Origin of the sequence: Blautia faecis (assembly GCF_020554845.1) — a bacterium.
Lineage (GTDB): Bacteria > Bacillota > Clostridia > Lachnospirales > Lachnospiraceae > Blautia_A > Blautia_A faecis.
On sequence record NZ_JAJCIA010000014.1, the window covers coordinates 40,586 to 61,535 of the forward strand.

14 protein-coding genes are annotated in these 20,950 nt (G+C 43.9%); 13 read left to right on the forward strand and 1 reads right to left on the reverse strand.

What is annotated here, in order from left to right:
* Positions 1-212: 212 nt before the first annotated feature.
* The 8 genes from recJ (at position 213) to aspS (ending at position 11,132) form a co-directional block, all read left to right on the forward strand.
* Complete coding sequence (recJ, locus tag LIZ66_RS08765; protein WP_173770070.1) at positions 213-1,925, forward strand: single-stranded-DNA-specific exonuclease RecJ; 1,713 nt, start codon at positions 213-215, stop codon at positions 1,923-1,925.
* A 204-nt stretch (positions 1,926-2,129) separates the two neighbouring features.
* Entirely contained in the window at positions 2,130-2,654 is a 525-nt protein-coding gene (locus tag LIZ66_RS08770; protein ID WP_118579390.1) for an adenine phosphoribosyltransferase, read from the forward strand.
* An 87-nt stretch (positions 2,655-2,741) separates the two neighbouring features.
* The gene (locus LIZ66_RS08775; RefSeq protein WP_173770071.1) at positions 2,742-5,075 is read left to right on the forward strand and encodes a RelA/SpoT family protein; all 2,334 of its coding nucleotides are present in this window, start codon (positions 2,742-2,744) and stop codon (positions 5,073-5,075) included.
* A 133-nt stretch (positions 5,076-5,208) separates the two neighbouring features.
* Positions 5,209-5,838: an MBL fold metallo-hydrolase gene (locus tag LIZ66_RS08780; protein WP_173735053.1), complete on the forward strand. Its 630-nt coding sequence runs from the start codon at positions 5,209-5,211 to the stop codon at positions 5,836-5,838.
* Positions 5,786-7,339: a coproporphyrinogen dehydrogenase HemZ gene (gene hemZ / locus LIZ66_RS08785; protein WP_227200871.1), complete on the forward strand. Its 1,554-nt coding sequence runs from the start codon at positions 5,786-5,788 to the stop codon at positions 7,337-7,339. The genes LIZ66_RS08780 and hemZ overlap by 53 nt, the downstream gene beginning before the upstream one ends.
* Positions 7,340-7,355: 16 nt before the next feature.
* Positions 7,356-7,931: an HD-GYP domain-containing protein gene (locus LIZ66_RS08790; protein WP_227200872.1), complete on the forward strand. Its 576-nt coding sequence runs from the start codon at positions 7,356-7,358 to the stop codon at positions 7,929-7,931.
* Between the two features lie 9 nt (positions 7,932-7,940).
* Positions 7,941-9,191 (forward strand): histidine--tRNA ligase, encoded by a 1,251-nt coding sequence (hisS, locus tag LIZ66_RS08795; protein WP_118579399.1) that lies wholly within the window; start codon positions 7,941-7,943, stop codon positions 9,189-9,191.
* 135 nt (positions 9,192-9,326) lie between these two features.
* The gene (gene aspS, locus LIZ66_RS08800; protein ID WP_148461918.1) at positions 9,327-11,132 is read left to right on the forward strand and encodes an aspartate--tRNA ligase; all 1,806 of its coding nucleotides are present in this window, start codon (positions 9,327-9,329) and stop codon (positions 11,130-11,132) included.
* Positions 11,133-11,329: 197 nt separating this feature from the next.
* Here aspS and LIZ66_RS08805 read toward each other — a convergent pair whose 3' ends face one another.
* Positions 11,330-12,460 (reverse strand): hypothetical protein, encoded by a 1,131-nt coding sequence (locus tag LIZ66_RS08805; RefSeq protein ID WP_226837641.1) that lies wholly within the window; start codon positions 12,458-12,460, stop codon positions 11,330-11,332.
* 282 nt (positions 12,461-12,742) lie between these two features.
* Between LIZ66_RS08805 and LIZ66_RS08810 the strand changes: the two genes are divergently transcribed.
* The 5 genes from LIZ66_RS08810 to LIZ66_RS08830 all read left to right on the forward strand — a co-directional run bounded on the left by LIZ66_RS08810 (position 12,743) and on the right by LIZ66_RS08830 (position 20,950).
* On the forward strand, positions 12,743-14,257 hold the full coding sequence (locus tag LIZ66_RS08810; protein ID WP_173770074.1) for an efflux RND transporter periplasmic adaptor subunit: 1,515 nt from the start codon (positions 12,743-12,745) through the stop codon (positions 14,255-14,257).
* On the forward strand, positions 14,254-14,925 hold the full coding sequence (locus tag LIZ66_RS08815) for an ABC transporter ATP-binding protein (protein ID WP_148461915.1): 672 nt from the start codon (positions 14,254-14,256) through the stop codon (positions 14,923-14,925). The genes LIZ66_RS08810 and LIZ66_RS08815 overlap by 4 nt, the downstream gene beginning before the upstream one ends.
* Positions 14,926-14,929: 4 nt before the next feature.
* Positions 14,930-17,014 carry an efflux RND transporter periplasmic adaptor subunit gene (locus LIZ66_RS08820; protein ID WP_226837639.1) on the forward strand — a complete coding sequence of 695 codons (2,085 nt, stop codon included), beginning with the start codon at positions 14,930-14,932 and terminating at the stop codon, positions 17,012-17,014.
* A gap of 11 nt (positions 17,015-17,025) precedes the next feature.
* On the forward strand, positions 17,026-18,297 hold the full coding sequence (locus LIZ66_RS08825; RefSeq protein ID WP_227200873.1) for an ABC transporter permease: 1,272 nt from the start codon (positions 17,026-17,028) through the stop codon (positions 18,295-18,297).
* Positions 18,298-18,607: 310 nt separating this feature from the next.
* Complete coding sequence (locus LIZ66_RS08830) at positions 18,608-20,950, forward strand: ABC transporter substrate-binding protein (protein ID WP_227200874.1); 2,343 nt, start codon at positions 18,608-18,610, stop codon at positions 20,948-20,950.

Here is a 20,950-nt window from a genome sequence, read left to right on the forward strand (position 1 = left end):
AGCCGCGCATTTCAGGAGCGGTTTTAGTGGAGGCGAGATCCATGACTTACGGAGACTTAGGCGCGAAGGCTCTCCTGAGCGTCTTAGTCGCAGTTAGTCATTAGCTTGCCGGAACGTTGCGACGCGCGGCGGTGAATATACATTGTGAAATCGCGTCCGGGATAACGACCAACCAATTAAATAGCAATACAATTTACAACAGGAGACAAAGCATGGAAAAATGGGTATTAGCGGCGAAAAGAGCTGATTTTCAGGAGATTGGCCGGAAGTATGGAATAGATCCGGTGATCGCCAGGATTATTCGGAACAGGGATATTACAGAAGATGCAGAAATTAATCAGTATCTGAACGGAACCCTGGATGACATTCCATCCTGGAAAAGTCTGAAGGATATTGACAAAGCTGTGGAAATTATTTCGCAAAAAATAGATCTGGGAACCAGGATGAGAATTATAGGAGATTATGATATTGACGGTGTAACTGCAACTTATATTCTGTTAAAAGGATTTAAACGCCTGGGGGCGAATGTAGATACTTATATTCCGGACCGCATTGCAGATGGATATGGAATTCATAATCATCTTATAGAGAAAGCAAAAGAGGATGGAGTAGATACGATCGTGACCTGTGACAATGGAATTTCGGCTGCAGATCAGATTGCATTTGCAAAAAAAATGGGCATGACAGTGGTAGTGACGGATCACCACGAGGTCCCTTTTGAAGATACAGAAGAAGGGCGAAAATACAAGCTTCCTCTGGCAGATGCAATTATCAATCCAAAACAGTCTGACTGTACGTATCCAAATAAAAATATCTGTGGCGCAGTGGTTGCAATGAAACTGGTTTTTGCATTGTATGAAAAATATGGAATCCCGGAGAGCGAGAAAGAAGATTATCTGGAACCTGCGGCTATCGCTACAGTTGGAGATATTATGGACCTTCAGGGAGAAAACCGTATTCTTGTAAAAGAGGGACTTTTACGTCTGCCTCATACAAAAAATAAGGGACTGAAAGCTTTGATAAGAGCAATTGGTCTGGAAAATCAGAAAATCAGTTCCTATGATATTGGTTTCCGCCTTGGTCCGTGCATTAATGCCAGCGGAAGACTGGATACAGCCATGCGCTCCCTGTCCCTTTTGCAGTGTGAAGATGAAGAAGAGGCTGCAAAGCTTGCAAACGATCTGAAAGCATTGAATGACAGCCGTAAGGCACTGACGGAACAGGGCACAGAAGCTGCTTACAAGCTGATTAATGGCAGTGATCTGAAAAATGACAGAGTAATGGTTGTATTTTTGCCGGATTGTCATGAGAGTCTTGCAGGAATCATAGCAGGAAGAATCCGTGAAAAATATCACAAGCCTGCTTTTGTTCTTACAAGAGGGGAAAAATCGGTGAAAGGCAGCGGCAGATCTACAGAAAATTATTCCATGTATGAGGAACTTGTAAAATGTGACAGTCTGTTGCTCCAGTATGGCGGCCATCCTATGGCAGCAGGTCTTTCTATAGAAGAAGCAAACGTGGAAGCATTTCGCCGTCAGCTCAATGAAAACTGCACCTTGACAGAAGAAGATATGATCCCAAAAATCGTGATCGATGTACCAATGCCCATTTCTTACATAAACGAGAATCTGATCCGTCAGCTCTCTGTTCTGGAACCCTTTGGAAAAGGAAATGCGAAGCCTGTTTTTGCCCAGAAAAATCTCCGCGTTTTAAAAACCGGAATATATGGAAAGACTCAGAATACAGTGAAATTGCAGCTGATGGACGAATCCGGCACGGTGATGGATGGGGTTTACTGGGGCGAGGCAAAGGAGTTTGCAGAGTTTGCAAGGTCTCATGGAACTATTTCTGTAACCTATTATCCGAAGATCAACTCCTATATGGGAAGAGACTCTTTGCAAATTGTCATACAAAATTATTGCTAAAAAGGGGATAATCATGTAAAACCACGAAAAATGCAGTATTTCCAGTGAGCCTGTCGGTTTTGCGTTGATTCCCGATTTAAAAAGTGTTATACTAAAAAATATTTATGATGCTAGAGCATGTGTGAAAAAGGCTTTCTTTTTTTAAACACGCTCTGGGGTGGCTGAGGCTTTCCCCACAACATCCATTAATCTGAGGAGGCTATTATGAAAAAAATAGAAGAATATATAAGAAGTATACCTGATTTTCCAGAACCAGGCATTATTTTCAGAGATGTTACCAGTATCCTTCAGGACGCAGACGGACTGAAGCTTGCAATTGATTCCATGCAGGATTGTCTGAAGGATGTGGATGTGGATGTAATAGTGGGAACAGAATCCCGTGGATTCATTTTTGGAATGCCAATTGCTTATAATCTTCATAAGTCTTTTGTACCAGTACGTAAGAAAGGAAAACTCCCATGTGAGACCGTTTCTGCAAGCTATGATCTGGAATATGGCAAAGCTGAGATTGAGATTCACAAGGATGCCATTAAGCCAGGACAGAAGGTAGTTATCATTGATGATCTGATCGCAACAGGCGGTACAGTTGAAGCTGCAGCGAAACTGGTAGAGCAGCTTGGTGGAGTGGTAGTGAAGATCGTATTTCTGATGGAACTTGCAGGTCTTGAGGGGCGTAAGAAACTGGAGAAATATGACGTTGCTTCTGTAATCCGTTATGAAGGTAAATAAAGGATGTGTCTGTTTCGCCAGATTCCCCCGGGGAAACAGGTGGGCGGATGCTGACGCAGATAGTATTTAAACAGGCAGGTGTGAAATATGGCTGATATTGTTAACGAGCAGGGCAAGGAGCCTGAAGTATCAAAAGAGGATATGGAGAAGCTGGAGTCTGTGAAGAAAGCAGATGCAGCTGTAAAATCCATGCACGACTTTACAAGCCCTGAAGTATTATATAATGAGCTGATTGCCAGCATAAAGAAATATCATCCTTCTACGGACATAACCATGATCCAGAAGGCATACGAGACTGCAAGGGAAGCCCACAAGGATCAGAAGAGAAAGTCCGGGGAACCCTACATTATTCATCCTTTATGTGTTGCCATTATTCTGGCGGATCTGGAACTGGACAAGGAGACCATTGTAGCAGGCCTTCTTCACGATGCTGTTGAAGATACCTGGATGACCTGTGATGAGATCACCAGAGAATTTGGTCCTGAGGTTGCGCTTCTGGTAGATGGGGTAACTAAGATCGGTCAGCTGTCCTATTCCAAGGATAAAGTAGAGCTACAGGCAGAGAGCCTTCGCAAGATGTTCCTTGCCATGGCAAAGGATATCCGTGTTATTCTGATCAAGCTTGCAGACCGTCTTCATAATATGCGTACTCTTCAGTACATGACTCCTGAGAAACAGAAGGAGAAGGCAAGAGAGACGATGGACATCTATGCGCCTATCGCACAGCGTCTTGGTATTTCCAAGATCAAAGTAGAGCTGGATGACCTTTCCCTGAAATATCTGAAACCAGATGTTTATTATGATCTGGTTGAGAAAGTAGCACTTCGTAAAAGCGTCCGTGAGGAATTCGTAGGGAATATTGTCAAGACTGTGCATCAGCATATGGTAGAAGCCGGAATTAAGGCACAGGTTGACGGCCGTGTAAAACACTTTTTCAGTATCTATAAAAAGATGGTAAATCAGAATAAGACGATTGATCAGATTTACGATTTGTTTGCAGTGCGTATCCTGGTAGATACAGTGAAGGACTGTTATGCGGCACTTGGTGTGATCCATGAGATGTATAAGCCAATTCCAGGACGTTTCAAGGACTATATTGCAATGCCCAAACCAAATATGTACCAGTCTTTGCATACCACGCTGATCGGACCGAATGGACAGCCTTTTGAAATTCAGATTAGAACCTTTGAGATGCATAAGACTGCCGAGTACGGTATTGCTGCACATTGGAAGTATAAAGAGGCTTCTGACGGTAAGGCTTCCTCAGGCAATCGTGAGGAGGAGAAGCTGAACTGGCTGCGCCAGATCCTGGAATGGCAGAGAGACATGTCTGATAATAAAGAGTTCATGAGTCTTCTGAAAAATGATCTGGATCTGTTTGCAGACAGTGTATACTGCTTTACTCCACAGGGAGATGTGAAAACCCTTCCTAACGGCTCCACCCCCATTGATTTTGCATACAGCGTGCACAGTGCTGTAGGAAACAAAATGGTAGGTGCCAGGGTAAATGGCAAACTGGTGCCCATTGAGTACCGGATCCAGAATGGTGACCGTATTGAAATCATTACTTCCCAGAATTCCCAGGGACCAAGTCGTGACTGGCTGAAGGTGGTCAAGAGTACACAGGCCAGAAATAAGATCAATCAGTGGTTCAAGAAAGAACTGAAGGAAGATAATATTCTGAAGGGCAAGGAAATGCTTGCCCAGTATGCCAAGAGTAAGGGCTTTAAATTCGCTAATTACACCAAGACTCAGTATCTGGACGCAGTCCTTCGTAAATATGGTTTCCGTGACTGGGATTCTGTACTTGCCGCCATCGGACATGGCGGACTGAAAGAGGGACAGGTATTTAATAAGCTTGTAGAAGCTTATGATAAAGAGAATAAAAAGAATCTCACAGATGAAGAAGTTCTGGAGGCAGCAGCCGCAGAGAATCAGGATAAGAAGCATCATATCAAGAGCAAGAGCGGCATTGTAGTACGGGGCATTCATGACGTTGCAGTACGCTTCTCCAAATGCTGTAATCCGATTCCCGGTGATGAGATTGTTGGATATGTTACAAGAGGCCGTGGTGTTACCATTCATCGAACTGACTGTGTAAATGTGATGAATATGTCTGAAATGGACAGAAGCCGTCTTTTGGAAGCTGAGTGGCAGGATCCGGAGATCAAGCCGGATGAGCATTACATGGCTGAGATCAATGTATATGCTAATAATCGTACCGGTCTTCTGGTTGATATTTCCAAGATCTTTACAGAGCGTAAGATTGACATCCGAAATATTAACTGCCGAACAAACAAGCAGGAGAAGGCCACTATTTCTGTAAGCTTTAACGTCAGCTGTAAGGATGAACTGAATTCCCTTATCGAGAAGATACGTCAGCTGGAAAGTGTTTTGGATGTAGAAAGAACTACAGGCTGAGAAACAATGGAAATGTGAACTGGCTGGAGATATACAGTACGTTGAGCATTGGATGGTATGTTACCGGTCAGGACACGGACAATAACGGAATAATAACATAAATGGCATATCAGCTGCCATGAAAGGATAATCTATGGGAAAACTTGAATTACAGCAGATGGTTCTTGGCCCTGTATATACCAATTGCTACTTTTTAAAAAATAAAGAAACTGGTGAAACACTGATTGTTGATCCGGCAGATTCACCGAAGAGAATCTTTCAGAAGGTGGAAGATATGGGGGCAAAGCCGGTAGGAATCCTTCTGACTCATGGCCATTTTGACCACATTATGGCAGTACAGGCTGTGAAAGCTGAGTATCAGATTCCGGTTTATGCCTGTCGTCAGGAAGAGGAAATGCTTCGGGAGCCTTCTGTGAATATGACTGACCGGATGCATAAACCATGTTCTGTGCGTCCTGATGTTTTTCTGGAGGACCTGCAGGTATTTGAAGCTGCTGGATTTTCTATTCAGATGCTCCACACTCCAGGACACACGAAAGGAAGCTGTTGCTACTATCTGAAAGACGAAAGGGTTCTGTTCAGCGGGGACACATTATTCTGTGGTTCTGTTGGAAGAACGGATTTTCCTGGCGGCAGTTCCCGTGAAATCCGGGAGAGCCTTCATAAGCTGTTAAATGCCCTTCCAGATGAAACAAATGTTTATCCGGGGCATGATACATCTACAACTATCGGTTACGAAAAGAGGTACAATCCATTTGTGTAAAATAGGAATCCTGCTGCTTGACAGGGATTTCGAGCATGATATATATGAATTAATAAAAGCATTTTATCCGGAAGGAGATATCCACAGCCTCTACGAAAAAGACGAAGCGGTATACGATATCTTCTTTACTGTGAAAAAAGATAATGACAATTTTGTTATAAAATATGAGACGAAGGATCAAAAAGGTGTTGCCAGCGCAGAGGTGATCCGGGGGGCAGACGGGGATTCCAGTCAGGAAACTCATGAGAAACTCATGGATGCCCATGAGCTTCGTAAAGCCAACAAGGACAGTCTGAAATATGCACTGTACAATGTTCTGGTGAAGCTTACCGGCAGAACCCTTCCATGGGGGAATCTTACGGGAATCCGTCCGGCCAAGCTTGCCATGGGGATGATCGAGAGTGGTATGAAAAATACCGAGATCGCACAGGAAATGCGGGAGCGTTATCTGGTAAGCGCAAAGAAAACTGCTCTTGCCATCACCATAGCAAACAGGGAGCGGGCACTTCTTCAGGATATTGATTATGAGCATGGTTACAGCTTATATGTAGGTATTCCCTTTTGTCCAAGTATCTGTTTGTATTGTTCCTTCAGCTCCTACCCTTTGAAGCTCTGGGCAAAAAGAGTAGATGAATATCTGGATGCTTTATGTCTGGAAATTCGCGAAACGGCCAGGATGATGAAGAACTACAAGCTGGATACGATTTATATCGGCGGAGGCACACCTACCACGTTAGAGCCGTATCAGTTGAAAAGGCTTCTTGATCAGCTGGGAGAGTCCTTTGGCTTTGATGGACTTGTAGAATTTACCATTGAAGCTGGCAGACCAGATAGTATTACAAGGGAGAAGCTTGAGACGATCAAAGAATTTCCTGTGACCAGAATTTCTGTTAACCCCCAGACCATGAATCAGGATACTCTGGAAATCATTGGAAGACGTCATACTGTGGCACAGACCATAGAAGCTTTCCATCTTGCCAGAGAACTGAATTATAACAATATTAACATGGATCTCATTGTAGGACTGCCTGGAGAAGATATTTCTAAGGTGAAATACACATTGGAGAAAGTAAAAGAACTTTCCCCGGATAGTCTTACCGTACATTCTCTGGCTGTGAAGCGTGCAGCACGCCTGAATATGTTCAAGGACAAATATCAGGAGATGACATTTGAAAATAACCAGGAGATCATGGATCTGACACAGCAGACTGCATATTCCATGGAAATGGGACCTTACTATCTGTACCGTCAGAAGAACATGAAGGGAAATTTTGAAAATGTAGGCTATGCAAAGGTTGACAAAGCTGGGATTTACAATATACTGATTATGGAAGAAAAACAACCGATCATTGCTCTTGGAGCAGGCGGTTCTTCCAAACTGGTCTTTGACCATGGCAAACGTATTGAGCGGGTGGAGAATGTGAAAGATGTCACAAGCTATCTTGCCCGTATTGATGAGATGATTGAAAGAAAGCGAACAGGAATTGGAACCTGGTTGTAGGAGGGAGGGAAAATTCTTGGAAAAGCTTTCCAGTGAACAGTCAGAAACATCCGACAGAGTTTTGGAATTTGATTTATCAGCAGAGTTAAGGCATGGAATCGCAGTGAGTAATCTGGCGTACGCGTTAAGTCAGGAGCTGGGGCTTCCTCATGAGCAGTGTTACGATTTTGCAATTGCAGGAATGCTTCACGACATAGGAAAGCTGAAACTGAGAAGCTATATCAACGGGCAGGAAAGTAATCCCATGGTAATTGAGGAATTGAAATATGTCCGCATGCATTCCACACTTGGCTATGAGGAACTGAAAGACCAGGGCTATTCGGATTTTGTTCTTGAGAGTATTCTTTATCATCATGAAAATTACGATGGAAGCGGTTATCCGTCCAATCTGGCAGGGAAGGAGATTCCCATCGGTGCCCGGATCCTTCGTGTGTGCGATGTATTCTGTGCATTGAGTCAGGATCGGTCTTACCGCAAGGCTTTTGATAAGCATACTGTGATGGAATTGATGATAGATGAAATAAAAAACTTTGATCTGGAAGTATTTCTTGCATTTCAAAGAGTAGTACACGCCAGCCAGGCTGGTAAATAAGGAGGACACATGGCATTAAAGAAGAAGCCGGTTACCGGCATGAAAGATATTTTACCAAAGGAGATGGAAGTCCGTAACTACGTTACAGGACTGATCCGTGAGACATATGGTTCCTTTGGATTTACTTCAATTGAGACTCCGGGAGTGGAGCACATTGAGAACCTGTGCAGCAAACAGGGCGGTGATAATGAGAAGCTGATTTTCAAAATCTTAAAAAGAGGTGAGAAGCTGAAGCTTGATCAGGCAAAAGAAGAAGCTGATCTTGTGGATTCAGGTCTTCGCTATGATCTGACAGTACCTCTTTCCAGATATTATTCAAATAACTCTAATGAACTGCCTGGACCATTTAAGGCACTTCAGATGGGATATGTATGGAGAGCTGATCGTCCGCAGAGAGGACGTTTCCGTCAGTTTATGCAGTGTGACATTGACATTTTAGGTGAGCCTACTTATATGGCAGAAATCGAGCTGGTACTTGCGACTACTACACTTCTTGGCAAGCTTGACTTCCATAATTTCACTATCCGTATCAATGACCGTCGTATTCTGAAGGCTATGGCTGAGTATAGCGGATTTCCGAAGGAAAGCTTTGATACTGTATTTATCATTCTTGACAAGATGGATAAGATTGGTCTTGAGGGCGTAGCGAAAGAACTGGAAGAGGAAGGCTTTGCAAAAGAAAGCATTGATACTTATCTTGCGATGTTTAAAGAAATCAGCTCAGATATCCAGGGCGTAAGATATTGCAAGGAGAAGCTGGCAGATGTTCTTGACGAACAGATTGCAGCAGATCTCGAGACGATCATTTCCACTGTGGAAGCTGTGAAGACTGCTGACTTTAAGATGGCATTTGATCCTACACTGGTTCGCGGCATGTCTTATTACACCGGTCCGATCTTCGAAATTTCCATGGATGAGTTTGGCGGCAGCGTTGGCGGCGGCGGACGTTATGATGAGATGATTGGTAAATTTACAGGAAACAATACAAGTGCATGCGGATTCTCTATTGGATTTGAGCGTATTGTTATGCTCCTTCTTGAAAGAGGATATCAGATTCCTACAGCGAAGACTAAGAAGGCATATCTTATTGAGAAAAATATGCCGTCAGACAAGCTGATTGAGATTTTCCGTCAGGCAGAAGAAGAGAGAAAGACCGGAGTTCAGGTCAATATCTCTATTATGAAGAAGAATAAGAAATTCCAGAAAGATCAGATGACAGCTGAAGGCTATACGGAATTTGTGGAATTCTTTAAACGCTGATAAAGAGATTTAACGTGTTGTTTTTGAAAAACAGCCGTCAATGATATTTTATGGAGCATTCAAAGCAATACAGCTGAATGGTTCATAATCAGAGAAAGCTGGGGGAAACCCCATAGAATAAGGAGGCGCCTTAAAATGGCTGAGAGTATGCAGGGACTGCACAGAACCTGTCGATGTGCAGAAGTGACCACACAGATGGTAGGCAGCGAAGTAACACTTATGGGATGGGTTCAGAAAGCAAGAGATAAAGGAGGAATCATTTTCGTAGATTTACGTGACCGCAGTGGTATTATGCAGCTGATCTTTGAAAATGGTTCCATTGATGAAGAAGGCTTTGCCAAAGCCGGCAAGCTGAGAAGTGAGTTTGTGATCGCAGTTACCGGAACCGTTGAGAAACGTGGTGGTGCAGTAAATGAGAATCTTGCAACAGGTGAGATCGAAGTGAGAGCAAAATCTCTCCGTGTTCTTTCCGAGGCAGAAGTTCCACCATTCCCGGTTGAGGAGAACAGCAAAACAAAAGAGGATGTACGTCTGAAATACCGTTACCTTGACTTAAGACGTCCGGATCTCCAGAGAAACCTGATCCTGAAGAGCCGTGTAATGCAGCTGACAAGATCCTTCTTTACAAACGAGGGATTCCTGGAGATTGAGACTCCTATGCTTGGAAAGAGTACTCCTGAAGGCGCAAGAGATTATCTGGTGCCATCCCGTGTACATCCTGGCTGCTTCTATGGTTTGCCGCAGTCACCGCAGCTGTACAAACAGCTTCTGATGTGTTCCGGATATGACAGATACATCCAGATTGCAAGATGCTTCCGTGATGAGGATCTTCGTGCTGACCGTCAGCCGGAGTTCACACAGATCGATATGGAACTTTCTTTCGTAGATGTAGATGATGTAATCGATGTAAATGAGAGATATCTTTCCTACCTGTTCAAAGAGGTTCTTGGTATCGATGTGAAACTTCCAATCGAGAGAATCACATGGCAAGAAGCAATGGATCGTTTCGGTTCTGATAAACCGGATATGAGATTTGGCATGGAGCTTCATGATGTAAGCGATATTGTGAAGAACTGTGGATTCTCCGTATTCACAGGTGCTCTTGAAGCTGGTGGAAGCGTTCGTGGTATCAACGCAGAAGGCCAGGGCAGCATGCCTCGTAAGAAAATTGACAAGTTAGTAGAGTTTGCCAAGGGATATGGTGCAAAAGGTCTTGCATACATTGCAATCGCAGAAGATGGCACCAGAAAGTCTTCCTTTGCCAAGTTTATGACAGATGAGGAGATGGATGCTCTTGTAGCTGCTATGGACGGTAAAGCAGGTGACCTGCTTCTGTTTGCAGCGGATAAGAAGAAACTGGTTTATGATGTTCTTGGCGCACTTCGTCTGGAGCTTGCAAAACAGATGGATCTTCTTGACAAGAACGAATACCGCTTCGTATGGGTAACGGAGTTCCCGCTTCTTGAGTGGAGCGAGGAAGAAAACCGTTTCACAGCTATGCACCATCCATTTACAATGCCGATGGATGAGGATATCCCGCTTCTCGACACAGATCCGGGCGCTGTTCGTGCGAAGGCTTACGATATTGTACTGAATGGTAACGAGATCGGCGGCGGCAGTGTTCGTATCCATCAGGATGATATTCAGGAGAGAATGTTTAAAGAGCTTGGATTTACCCCGGAAGCTGCCCATGAGCAGTTCGGATTCCTTCTGGATGCATTCAAATACGGAGTTCCGCCTCACGCCGGACTGGCTTATGGTCTTGACCGTCTGGTTATGCTCATTGCCAAGGTTGACAGTATTCGTGACGTAATTGCATTCCCGAAGGTAAAAGATGCATCCTGTCTGATGACTCAGGCACCGCAGCGCGTAAGCGAAGCACAGTTGGACGAGCTGGGACTTGAAGTTGAGAAAGAAGCTGCTCCAGAGACTGAGGAATAAGAAAAGAAATACAACAAGAGATAACTTAGCTTATAACTTGGAATAAGCTGACTGAAAAATCCTGCCTGCAAAAATGGGTGGGATTTTTCTTATGGAAGAATGTTGTCACGCTCTGGCAGGCATGGACTTTGGGTTCGCTGTCAGCACAAATAAAAACGCCCCTGCACAAGTTTGCAGAGGCGTAAATTTTAACTATATCATCCGTTGGTTTCCTGCTTGTCTTCTACCGGGCTGGAACTTAAAGTTCCAAACAATGCCTGTCCAAACACCGTTCCTGCGTCTTCCAGTTTCCAGGAAGCACCGTCGTTGATCAGTGTGAAAGTTGTTTCCACTGTTTTAGTAGCTGTATTTTCTTCAATATATTCAAGAAGCAGACTGTAGGACTTTTCATATCGTTTTTGGGCACCGTCGATAACAGCATCCACAGAGGCAAGATAGGAATCCAGCTCCTTCTGATAATTTTCCAGAATAGCATCGCTGTCAAAGGTGGTAATATTGGCTGTAACTGTGGCTGTATAGCCGGAAACAGTGGTTTCCCCAATAGAATAATCAAAGGTGGAGTGAACCTGTTTTACCAGTGCTTCTGCAAGGCTGATCTTTGCAGGGTCTTCTGTGCTGATAATGGAATCTGCATTTAAATAATTGCCCAGTTCCTCTGCAGACATATTTTTCAGGGTATTCAGATAAACTAAGATTGTGTCTTCCGGTGATAAAATATCCGGGTCTGTGAGATCGTTCATAAGACCGCCGACAAGGTCATTTTCCAGTGTATTGGTGCGCCGGATCTCCCAACTGGTTTCGCCGTCTTTATTTGAGGCGTCTAAGGAGATGGTGCAGTTACGCTCCACAGTCTGGTAGTCATTACTCTTAAGCAATTCATTCAGAAGCGTGTAGCGCTCTTCAAGGGAAATGGTCTGTTCCGTGGCTTCTTCAGAGGAAGCGGACTGGGAAATTTCATGCTTCAGCTGCGCCTTGGAAAAATCTTCAGCAAGCGCATGGGCATCCAGAGTGACCAGCCTGAGATTCGCCTGTGCGGATTGTTTGTCCTTGTCTACGTTAACATCCAGAATTTTATAATCAAAATCCTGGAAAAAGAGAGAAAAGACTTCTTCAATATCAGAAGAAATAGTGATATCTTCGGGTTCACCGGGGAAAAGCTTCTGGTAGGAGATGTATTTCTGTGTGGTAATGGAATCCAGATCCTTTAGCTGATCCAGTTCCTGTTTTACTGCGTCCTCGATTTTTTTCTCCTCCTTGCTGGTACAGCCGCATAGTGAAAAAGTGCAGAGAAGCAAAAGAAGAGGAAGCAGAAATCTGACTGACTTCATACAGAGTTCTTTCCTTTCAAATTATTACGTAAAATGTTTATAAAACTTTTTTATTATACCATTTTTTTTCATAAAAGTCAAAAATGCCTAAAATTTAGACGATATTTCTAAAAAAAGAGTGAATAAATTGTGAAAAATGCATTATCAGCTTAGAATGCTTTTCTTTTGAGGCTGAATCTGTTATTATAAACAGGGTAAATGCAGATGACAGATGTGGAGATATATCTGTTATAATTGCAAAAGATATTGAAAAACCATTGAGTTATCGTATAGGAGGTAACCATGAAGAAAAAAGGTTTTGTCATCGGAGGGCTGATCATTCTTGCTGGAGCAGCTGGTGCCGGTGGCTGGTATTACTATAAAGAAAATTATGGGGATTCTGCAGCGGCTTCTGGTGAAGTTGCATATGTGACTAAGATCAGCACTCTTCTTGGAGAAGATTCCGGAGTGCTGAACCGGTTCGCAGGCGTGGTAGAGCCTCAGGAGACGGTAAAGGTAAATATTGAGAACAATCGAACTGTTACCGAAGTAAAGGTGAAGGTTGGAGATGAGGTAAAGAAGGGACAGCTGCTTTTTGAATACGACCTGAGCAGTATCCAGGACAGCCTGAAGGAAGCCCAGCTGGCTCTTGACCGGTTGAAGAATGAAGCGCTCAGCCTTAATGAACAGATTTCCACTCTTGAGAAAGAGAAAAAGAAAGCCAATAAGAACAGCCAGCTTTCTTATACCATTGAGATTGAGACGAATAAGATGAATCTGAAGAAGAACGAATATGACCAGGTGAGCAAGCAGGCAGAGATTGATAAGCTGCAGGCAGCTACCACCAATACAGAAGTACGAAGCGAAATCGACGGAGTCATCCAGAAAATTGATACCAGTAAGCTGGGAAGCGATGATGGAGATACTCTGGATGACAGCATGGGAGCTGATTCCGGAAGTGATTCTTCTGATAATTCTTTTATCACCATTCTCAGTACAGGTGCTTACCGTATTAAGGGGCAGGTAAATGAGCAGAATCGTAATACGGTTGTTCCAGGCTCTGCAGTTATTGTGCGTTCCAGAGTGGATGAGAATCAGATCTGGCATGGAACTATGGGGGCTGTGGACGAGCAGAATTCTACGAACAGCAGTAGCAGTAATTCCTATTTTGGAATGTCCAGCGGTGATGATACTACAAGTTCCAGTACCTATCCTTTCTATGTAACTCTGGATTCATCAGAGGGACTTATGTTAGGACAGCATGTATACATAGAAATGGATGAGGGACAGGAAGAGCAGAAGAAGGGTATCTGGCTGGGAGATTATTATATTGTGGATGCGGATACAGAAAACCCATATGTGTGGGCTGTAGATTCCAAGGGAAGGCTGGAGAAGCGCTCCGTTGTTCTTGGACAGCATGATGATGATCTTTCAGAATATGAGATCGCAGATGGCCTTACAGAAGATGACAGTATTGCGTTCCCATCAGACAGCCTGGCAGAGGGAATGCGGACAAAGGACGTATCTGAGATGACAGATGAGGAGCTGGAGGCTGTTGATATGGAAAGTAATCTGGATGGCAGTGAGTACTCAGACGGGGATACCATGGAGCCTATGGATGGAGACTATTCCAGTGCGGACTTTGAGACAGGTGTTTCTGATGAAAGCATGGATGCAGCCATTGATGGTGATTATACAGACTTTTCAGAAGATTTCTCAGATGAAGATTTTACAGAGGATGATTCAGAAGATTTTACTGATGAGAGCATTGATGAGCCTGGACAGTATGGTTCTGATGATACGGAGGCCGCAGGATGATACTTGAACTGAAGGGGATTTATAAAGATTACCAGCAGGGAAAAATGATTGTCCCCGTATTGAAGGACGTAAACTTTTCCATGGAAGAGGGCGAATATGTAGCCATCATGGGCCCTTCTGGTTCTGGTAAATCTACATTGATGAATATAATCGGTTGTCTGGATCAGGCAACCAAGGGAACTTTTTTCCTGGATGGGCAGGACATCAGCAAATGTTCTGAGAATGAGATGTCAGATATCCGTCTGAACAAGATTGGATTTGTATTTCAGAGTTTTCATCTTCTTCCGAGGCAGTCTGCTATTTCCAATGTGGAAATGCCGCTGAACTATGCTCATGTGCCGAAGAAGGAGCGACGCGAGCGCGCTTTTGCAGCACTTGACCGGGTGGGGCTTGCAGACCGTGTGGATTTCAGACCCAATCAGCTCTCAGGGGGACAGATGCAGCGAGTTGCCATCGCCCGTGCCATTGTAAATAATCCAAGACTTCTTTTGGCTGATGAGCCTACTGGTGCACTGGACAGTAAGTCTGGCAGACAGGTTATGGAGCTTTTCCAGAAGCTGAATGATGAAGGTGTTTCTGTTCTTATGATCACTCATGATCCGGATATTGCAGCACATGCCAAGCGGGTAGTTATGATCCGTGACGGTGAGCTTCAGGAAAAGAGGTGATCCTATGGGAAAAGCGAAGAAAATTATAATAGGTGTGGTAGTCACAGCCCTTGTAGGAACCGGTATTGGCGGCGGACTGCTGTATGTACGGAAAGGAAGCCAGAAGGAAGTGCTGGTGGCAAGCGTCAGTGATCTGGCAGGTGAGAGATATGATTCCGATGCTACATTGAGTGGAACTGTATATGCCAATGCAACACAGAGGATTTCCGTAGAGAAAGACATGATCATCCAGGAAGTTTATGTGAGCAAAGGGGATAAGGTAAAGCCGGGAGACAAGCTGATATCCTTTGATATGACTCTTGTGGAAATGGAACTGAATATTGCCAAGCTGAAGCTTCAGAAGCAGCAGCAGGATCTTGCTGCTGCAAAGAAAAGACTTGCCAGCCTGCAAAATGGCGGACCGATTCTTGATTCCGATTCTTCCTCCGCAGACAATCTGATTGATTCAGGAAAGGATTCTACAGAAGATGACAGCTCAGATTCTATGGGAGATGATGAACTGTCTTCCGCAGTAACTGCTTCTGATCATTATCTGGCAGCTGTTTTGCAGCCAATGCTTCTGGCTGCTGTGACAGATGGATTTGCAGACGATCAGGCAGGTGGAAATGGGGAAATTACTTCTGCAGATACCCAGGAAACGGGAAGCGGAGATATTGGTTCTGCAGATGAAATGACAAGCGGTGACACAGGAGATATTTCTGTTGATACAGAAGCTGATTCCGGAGATGATTCAGAGGATAGCACCGGCGATCCGGGTACTGCTTCCGGATTTTATGATGAACCTTCCAGTGATGGGTTTAGCAGTGATATTTCAGACACGAATCAGGGAGGATTTTCAGATGGAAGCAATTCTGGTTCCTCACAGAATAATGCTACCATTGGAAATGACGGATTTGTAGATGGAGAGGAACCTTTTTACCTGACTTTGGATTATGATACAGAACCTTACCAAGGAACAGGAACCGAAGAAGATCCTTATCTGTATCTTTGTTCCAGTGCAAAAGGCAAGGTAAATGTAACCGGGGCTTTTCTGAACAAGATGGCTGGCTATAATGCTGACGGAACCATTCTTCTTCATCCGGGCGGATACTGGTATCTGCTGGAATTCCATCAGAAGGATACCATTGCTGATTATACCAACAGAAAAGGATCCTGTACCGGATACTATCTGGTCGATGGAAATATGCTCAGCAATCCGGTTGACCGTTTTGCGGAAATGGATTTTACCCTTGACGGGGCTATGCAGTATGATAATGGAGATGACGAGCCGGATATTCCTGGTGATGGAGGCAGTGGTGGCGGAAGCTCTTCCCTGTCCCGTTCAGAGGCCATTAAGATCCAGAAGAACCGGATTGCCAGTCTGGAACTGGATGTGCAGGAGAGTGAGATCAGTATCAGTAAGCTTCAGAAGAAAGCTGACAGACAGATGATCACCAGTAAGCTGGATGGTATTGTAACCACTGTGGGAGATGCAGCTACAGGTACCAATTCAGAATCTGATTCCTTTATGATTGTTAAGAGCAAAGACGGCTATTACGTACAGGGAACTGTAGGGGAACTTATGCTTGACCAGGTGAAGGAAGGCACAATTTTGAACTGCAATTCTTATGGTGAGAATGGATATATGAATTTTGAGGCTGAGGTGATCCAGGTTTCCGATTATGCAGTTGATGGAGACAGCTCCTATTATTACTATGGAGACAGCAATCCAAATGTTTCTTCTTATAATTTTACTGCCAAGATCACAGATGACACCGTGCAGGTAAGTGTTGGAGACTGGGTGGATATCCAGCTGGAACAGCAGGCGCAGAGTACTGACGGCATTGTTCTTTCCAAGGCTTTTGTCCGTACGGAAGACGGCGTAAGCTATGTGTATAAGGATGACAATGGCGTGCTGAAGAAACAGATCGTTAAGGTAAAAGAGAATGTAAACGGTGGTGCTTATGTATTGGTAAGCGGCGGCTTGTCCATGGATGACAAGATTGCATTCCCTTATTCGAAATCCATCAAAGAAGGTATGAAGACAAAGGAAGGATCGCTGGATACGTTTATGGGATATGATTCCACATCATATGGCGGTCTTGGTTAAGGAGGGATTTCATGTTTGAAAATATACGTCTGGCATTCCAGGGAATCTGGTCACACAAGATGAGATCTTTCCTTACAATGCTGGGTATTATTATCGGTATTGCATCTATTATTGCCATTGTTTCCACGATTAAGGGAACGAGTGAGCAGATTAAGGATAACCTGATCGGTTCTGGAAATAACACGGTAAATGTAACCTTGTCACAGGGTGACAGTGCTTACAGTGTGGATTATTATGATGGCGGTTCTTCCGGCTCTACACCGATCCTAAGTCAGAGCCTGAAGGATGAAGTATTAAAAACAGATCATGTGGAGAATGCAACATTTTTCTACAGCAGAACAGACTACAACAGCAGTGTTTACTATGAGAACAGCAGTTTTTCCGGCGGTAAGGTCTATGGCATTGATACCAATTATCTGAATACCTGCGGTTATCAGGTTCGTTCCGGAAGAGGATTTGTAGAGGCTGATTATGATAATTTCCGCAAGGTGGCACTGGTGGACAGCTATGCTGCTGATACCATGTTTCCGGGAGCGAATCCGGTGGGAAAAATCATTGAGATCGGTTCTGAACCCTATACAGTTGTAGGAGTTGTACGCCAGTCGGCTGACAGCCTGCCCAACATGGATACACCGAGTGATTTCGACAGCTATTATGAAAATGTAATTGGAACCGTAATGATTCCAAATAAATGCTGGCCGATTTCTTACAAATTTGATGAGCCTGAGAATGCGATCGTCAAAGTAGACAGCACGGACAACATGAGTGAGACTGGTTCTGCAGTAGCGAAGATTCTGAATAAATCCATCAGCAGCACTGGCAGTGGAAGCAGCGGCTTCAAGTATAAAGCAGATGATGTTATGCAGCGGGTAAAGGATCTTCAGGATTTAAGTGAGAGCACCAACTCCCAGCTGATCTGGATCGCAAGTATTTCTCTTCTGGTTGGAGGTATTGGTGTTATGAATATCATGCTGGTATCTGTAACCGAGCGTACCAAGGAGATTGGTCTGAAGAAGGCAATTGGTGCCAGAAAGAAGGTGATTCTGGGACAGTTCCTGACGGAGGCAGCAGTACTTACCAGTGTTGGAGGTATTATCGGAGTTGTTCTTGGAATCGGACTTTCAAAAGTAGTATCCAAGGTGGCAGGCTCACCTACAGCCATCAGCGTTCCGGCGATTATAGGCTCTGTAGTATTCTCTATGCTGATCGGTATCATCTTTGGTCTGCTTCCTTCTGTTAAGGCGGCCAACCTGAATCCGATTGATGCACTTAGAAGTGAGTAATGGTTAATATTTTGCAATAAATGTTAATATTGTTATAAAAACGAACGGCTGAAAGCATAAATTAGATGATTTGTGCTAACGGCCGTTCTTTTTATGAGTCAATTCATGTGTCCAAGTATGTTTTTTGTTATTTGGGTAAAGTGGAGTGTGCAGATTGTGGAAATGCTTTTAGGACAGGCTATAGACAATGTTATGTTTCGTCGGTTATAATTTTGCAAAATATAAGGGGAAACATGATATACTTGTTTAGAGATTACATAGAGATTCCTTTGGTAGGATTATTGCATACCACTGGAAGGAGATTTTTAATATGCAAAAATATAAAAAATGGAAACAAGTTCTGTCTGTTTCTACAGCAGTATGTCTGAGCATTGCGGGAACAGGAAGCCTGATGGGCTGCGGCAGTACTGACAGAGGGAAGGACAAGGCAGATTCTGTGGAATCCAAAGCAATGGGACGGTATCTGGAGAATGAACTGGCCGTGCCGGAAGGCTGTATGGAGATTGTGGATTTGCAGGTTATGAAAGAGGGAAGCCTGAAAATGCTTGCAAGAAACAGTGATTACGAATTGATGCTCTACCAGTCCTCTGACAAGGGCAAGACCTGGGAGGATGGGAAGGAGGTTGCCGATTTTTTCGAGGTGGAAGGGGAATCCATTTATAAAGCAGCGCTTGGGAGAGACGGAAGTATTCTGATTGGCGTGTATATAGAATCTGAAGATGAGAACAGCGTGGGAAGTATGGACTATTATTATTGTCCAGCTGACGGTAAAGGAAAGAAGATTGAAATTGGAGAAGCTTTGGATGAAACCATGGCCTGGAGTATAGAGATTGGGGAAAATGGCAATCTGTTTTTGCAGATTTCAGGAAATGGAATCAGGGAAATCAATCCTGTTGACGGGGCAGTGGTTCATGAGTATGAGAAGGGAAAAACCACAGATTATATGTGTGTGACTTCTGAGTATCTGATCGTGATTACAGATGGAGATGTGCATTATTATGATGTGGCTTCAGGTAAGCCTGCCGATGGAGGTGATGCACTGACTGCCCAGCTGAAAAAGACTCCTGCAAATCTGGAATTTGGAAATTCCTCCGGTACTGCTTTGCTGTTTTTGGATGGCGATGAGAAAAACACCGTATTCTATGTGGATCAGACTGGTTTATACCGCTATGCATTTGGCGGCAATGTAATTGAGCAGGTAATTGATGGAAGCCTGAATTCCATAAGCTCTTCAAATAAGGCATTTAACTGTATGGCAATGGATTCGGAAGGAGTGTTTTACATTGGGGAAATTGATTACAATTCCGGTTTAAATTGCGGAAGGCTGGTTTCTTATAAGTATTCTGCAGATACTCCAACTGTACCGGATACAGAGCTCACCATATATTCCCTGGAAGAGAATTCCGGTATTCGACAGGCAGTTGTTATGTTTCAGAAGAAATATCCGGATATTTATCTCACACTGGAAACCGGAATGTCCGGAAACGATGGTGTAACACGCACGGATGCGTTAAAAACACTGAATACGGAGATTATGGCAGGAAAAGGACCGGATATTCTGATTCTGGACGGAATTTCTTCCGAAACCTATGCAGAACAGGGAATGCTGGAGGATTTAAGTGGAATTCTGAAAGAGGCAGGATTACTGGACAACATAGAAAGTGCTTATACAAAAGAGGATGGAAGTATCTATGAGATGCCAGTGAAATTTGGAATTCCCATGATAGAGGGAAACAAGGAGGATGTGCAGGAAGTGACAGACCTGGCTTCTCTTGCTGATGTGCTCACGAAGCACAAGGATGAATATGGACTGACCTCGGAAAGCATCTATAAGCTGCCCTTACTTTATTCCATGTATCCACAGGCACTTCTGGAAAAACTGGCAGATAACAATTCCGCAGCCTGGATGAAGGCGGATGGAACTCTGGACGAAGAAAAGATCAAGGAATTTCTGGAACAGTCCGAAAGGATTTATCAGGCTGGAAAGGATGCTATGGATGAATTAAAGGCTGCGTATCCACAGGCTTTTGATGACAGTGGACAGCCAGTATATGAAAGAGCAGGCAGTATTTCTGGAGAAACTGCTGTGCTGCTTTCCCATAACTGTATATTTGCGTTGGGTGATATTTTTTCGCCTTTGGATTTTGCATTTGTAAATTCTATGGAAGAGATAGATACTTCCTTGTCCTATGCACTTTGGAATGGGCAGATGGCAAATTGTTTCATTCCGGTCAGCCGAATCGGAATCAGTTCCAGAGCTTCCCAGAAAGCTGCTGCTGAGAAATTCGTGGAATATTTATTTTCTGAGGAAGGACAGATGCTTTCCAGAGAAGATGGTTTCCCTGTAGTGGAAGCTGTTTACAATGGAGAGGACTACTGGAATCAGGGAGAGGCTGGAAACGTGTTAGTTACTGGCGGCAGCAGTAACAGCGAGAACGGTCAGGAATTAGTATACAGTATAAAAGTTCCGTCCGCTGATAAGGTGAATGAATTAAAACAGCTTGGAAAAATGCTTACAACTCCGGTTTTGGATAATACAATCATTACCAGTGCTGTCTGTGAAAACGGAGTGCGTTACCTGAATGGGGAAATCAGCCTTGATGAGGCGGTAAATGCAGTCATGCAGCAGGTGAACCTGTATCTGGCAGAATAG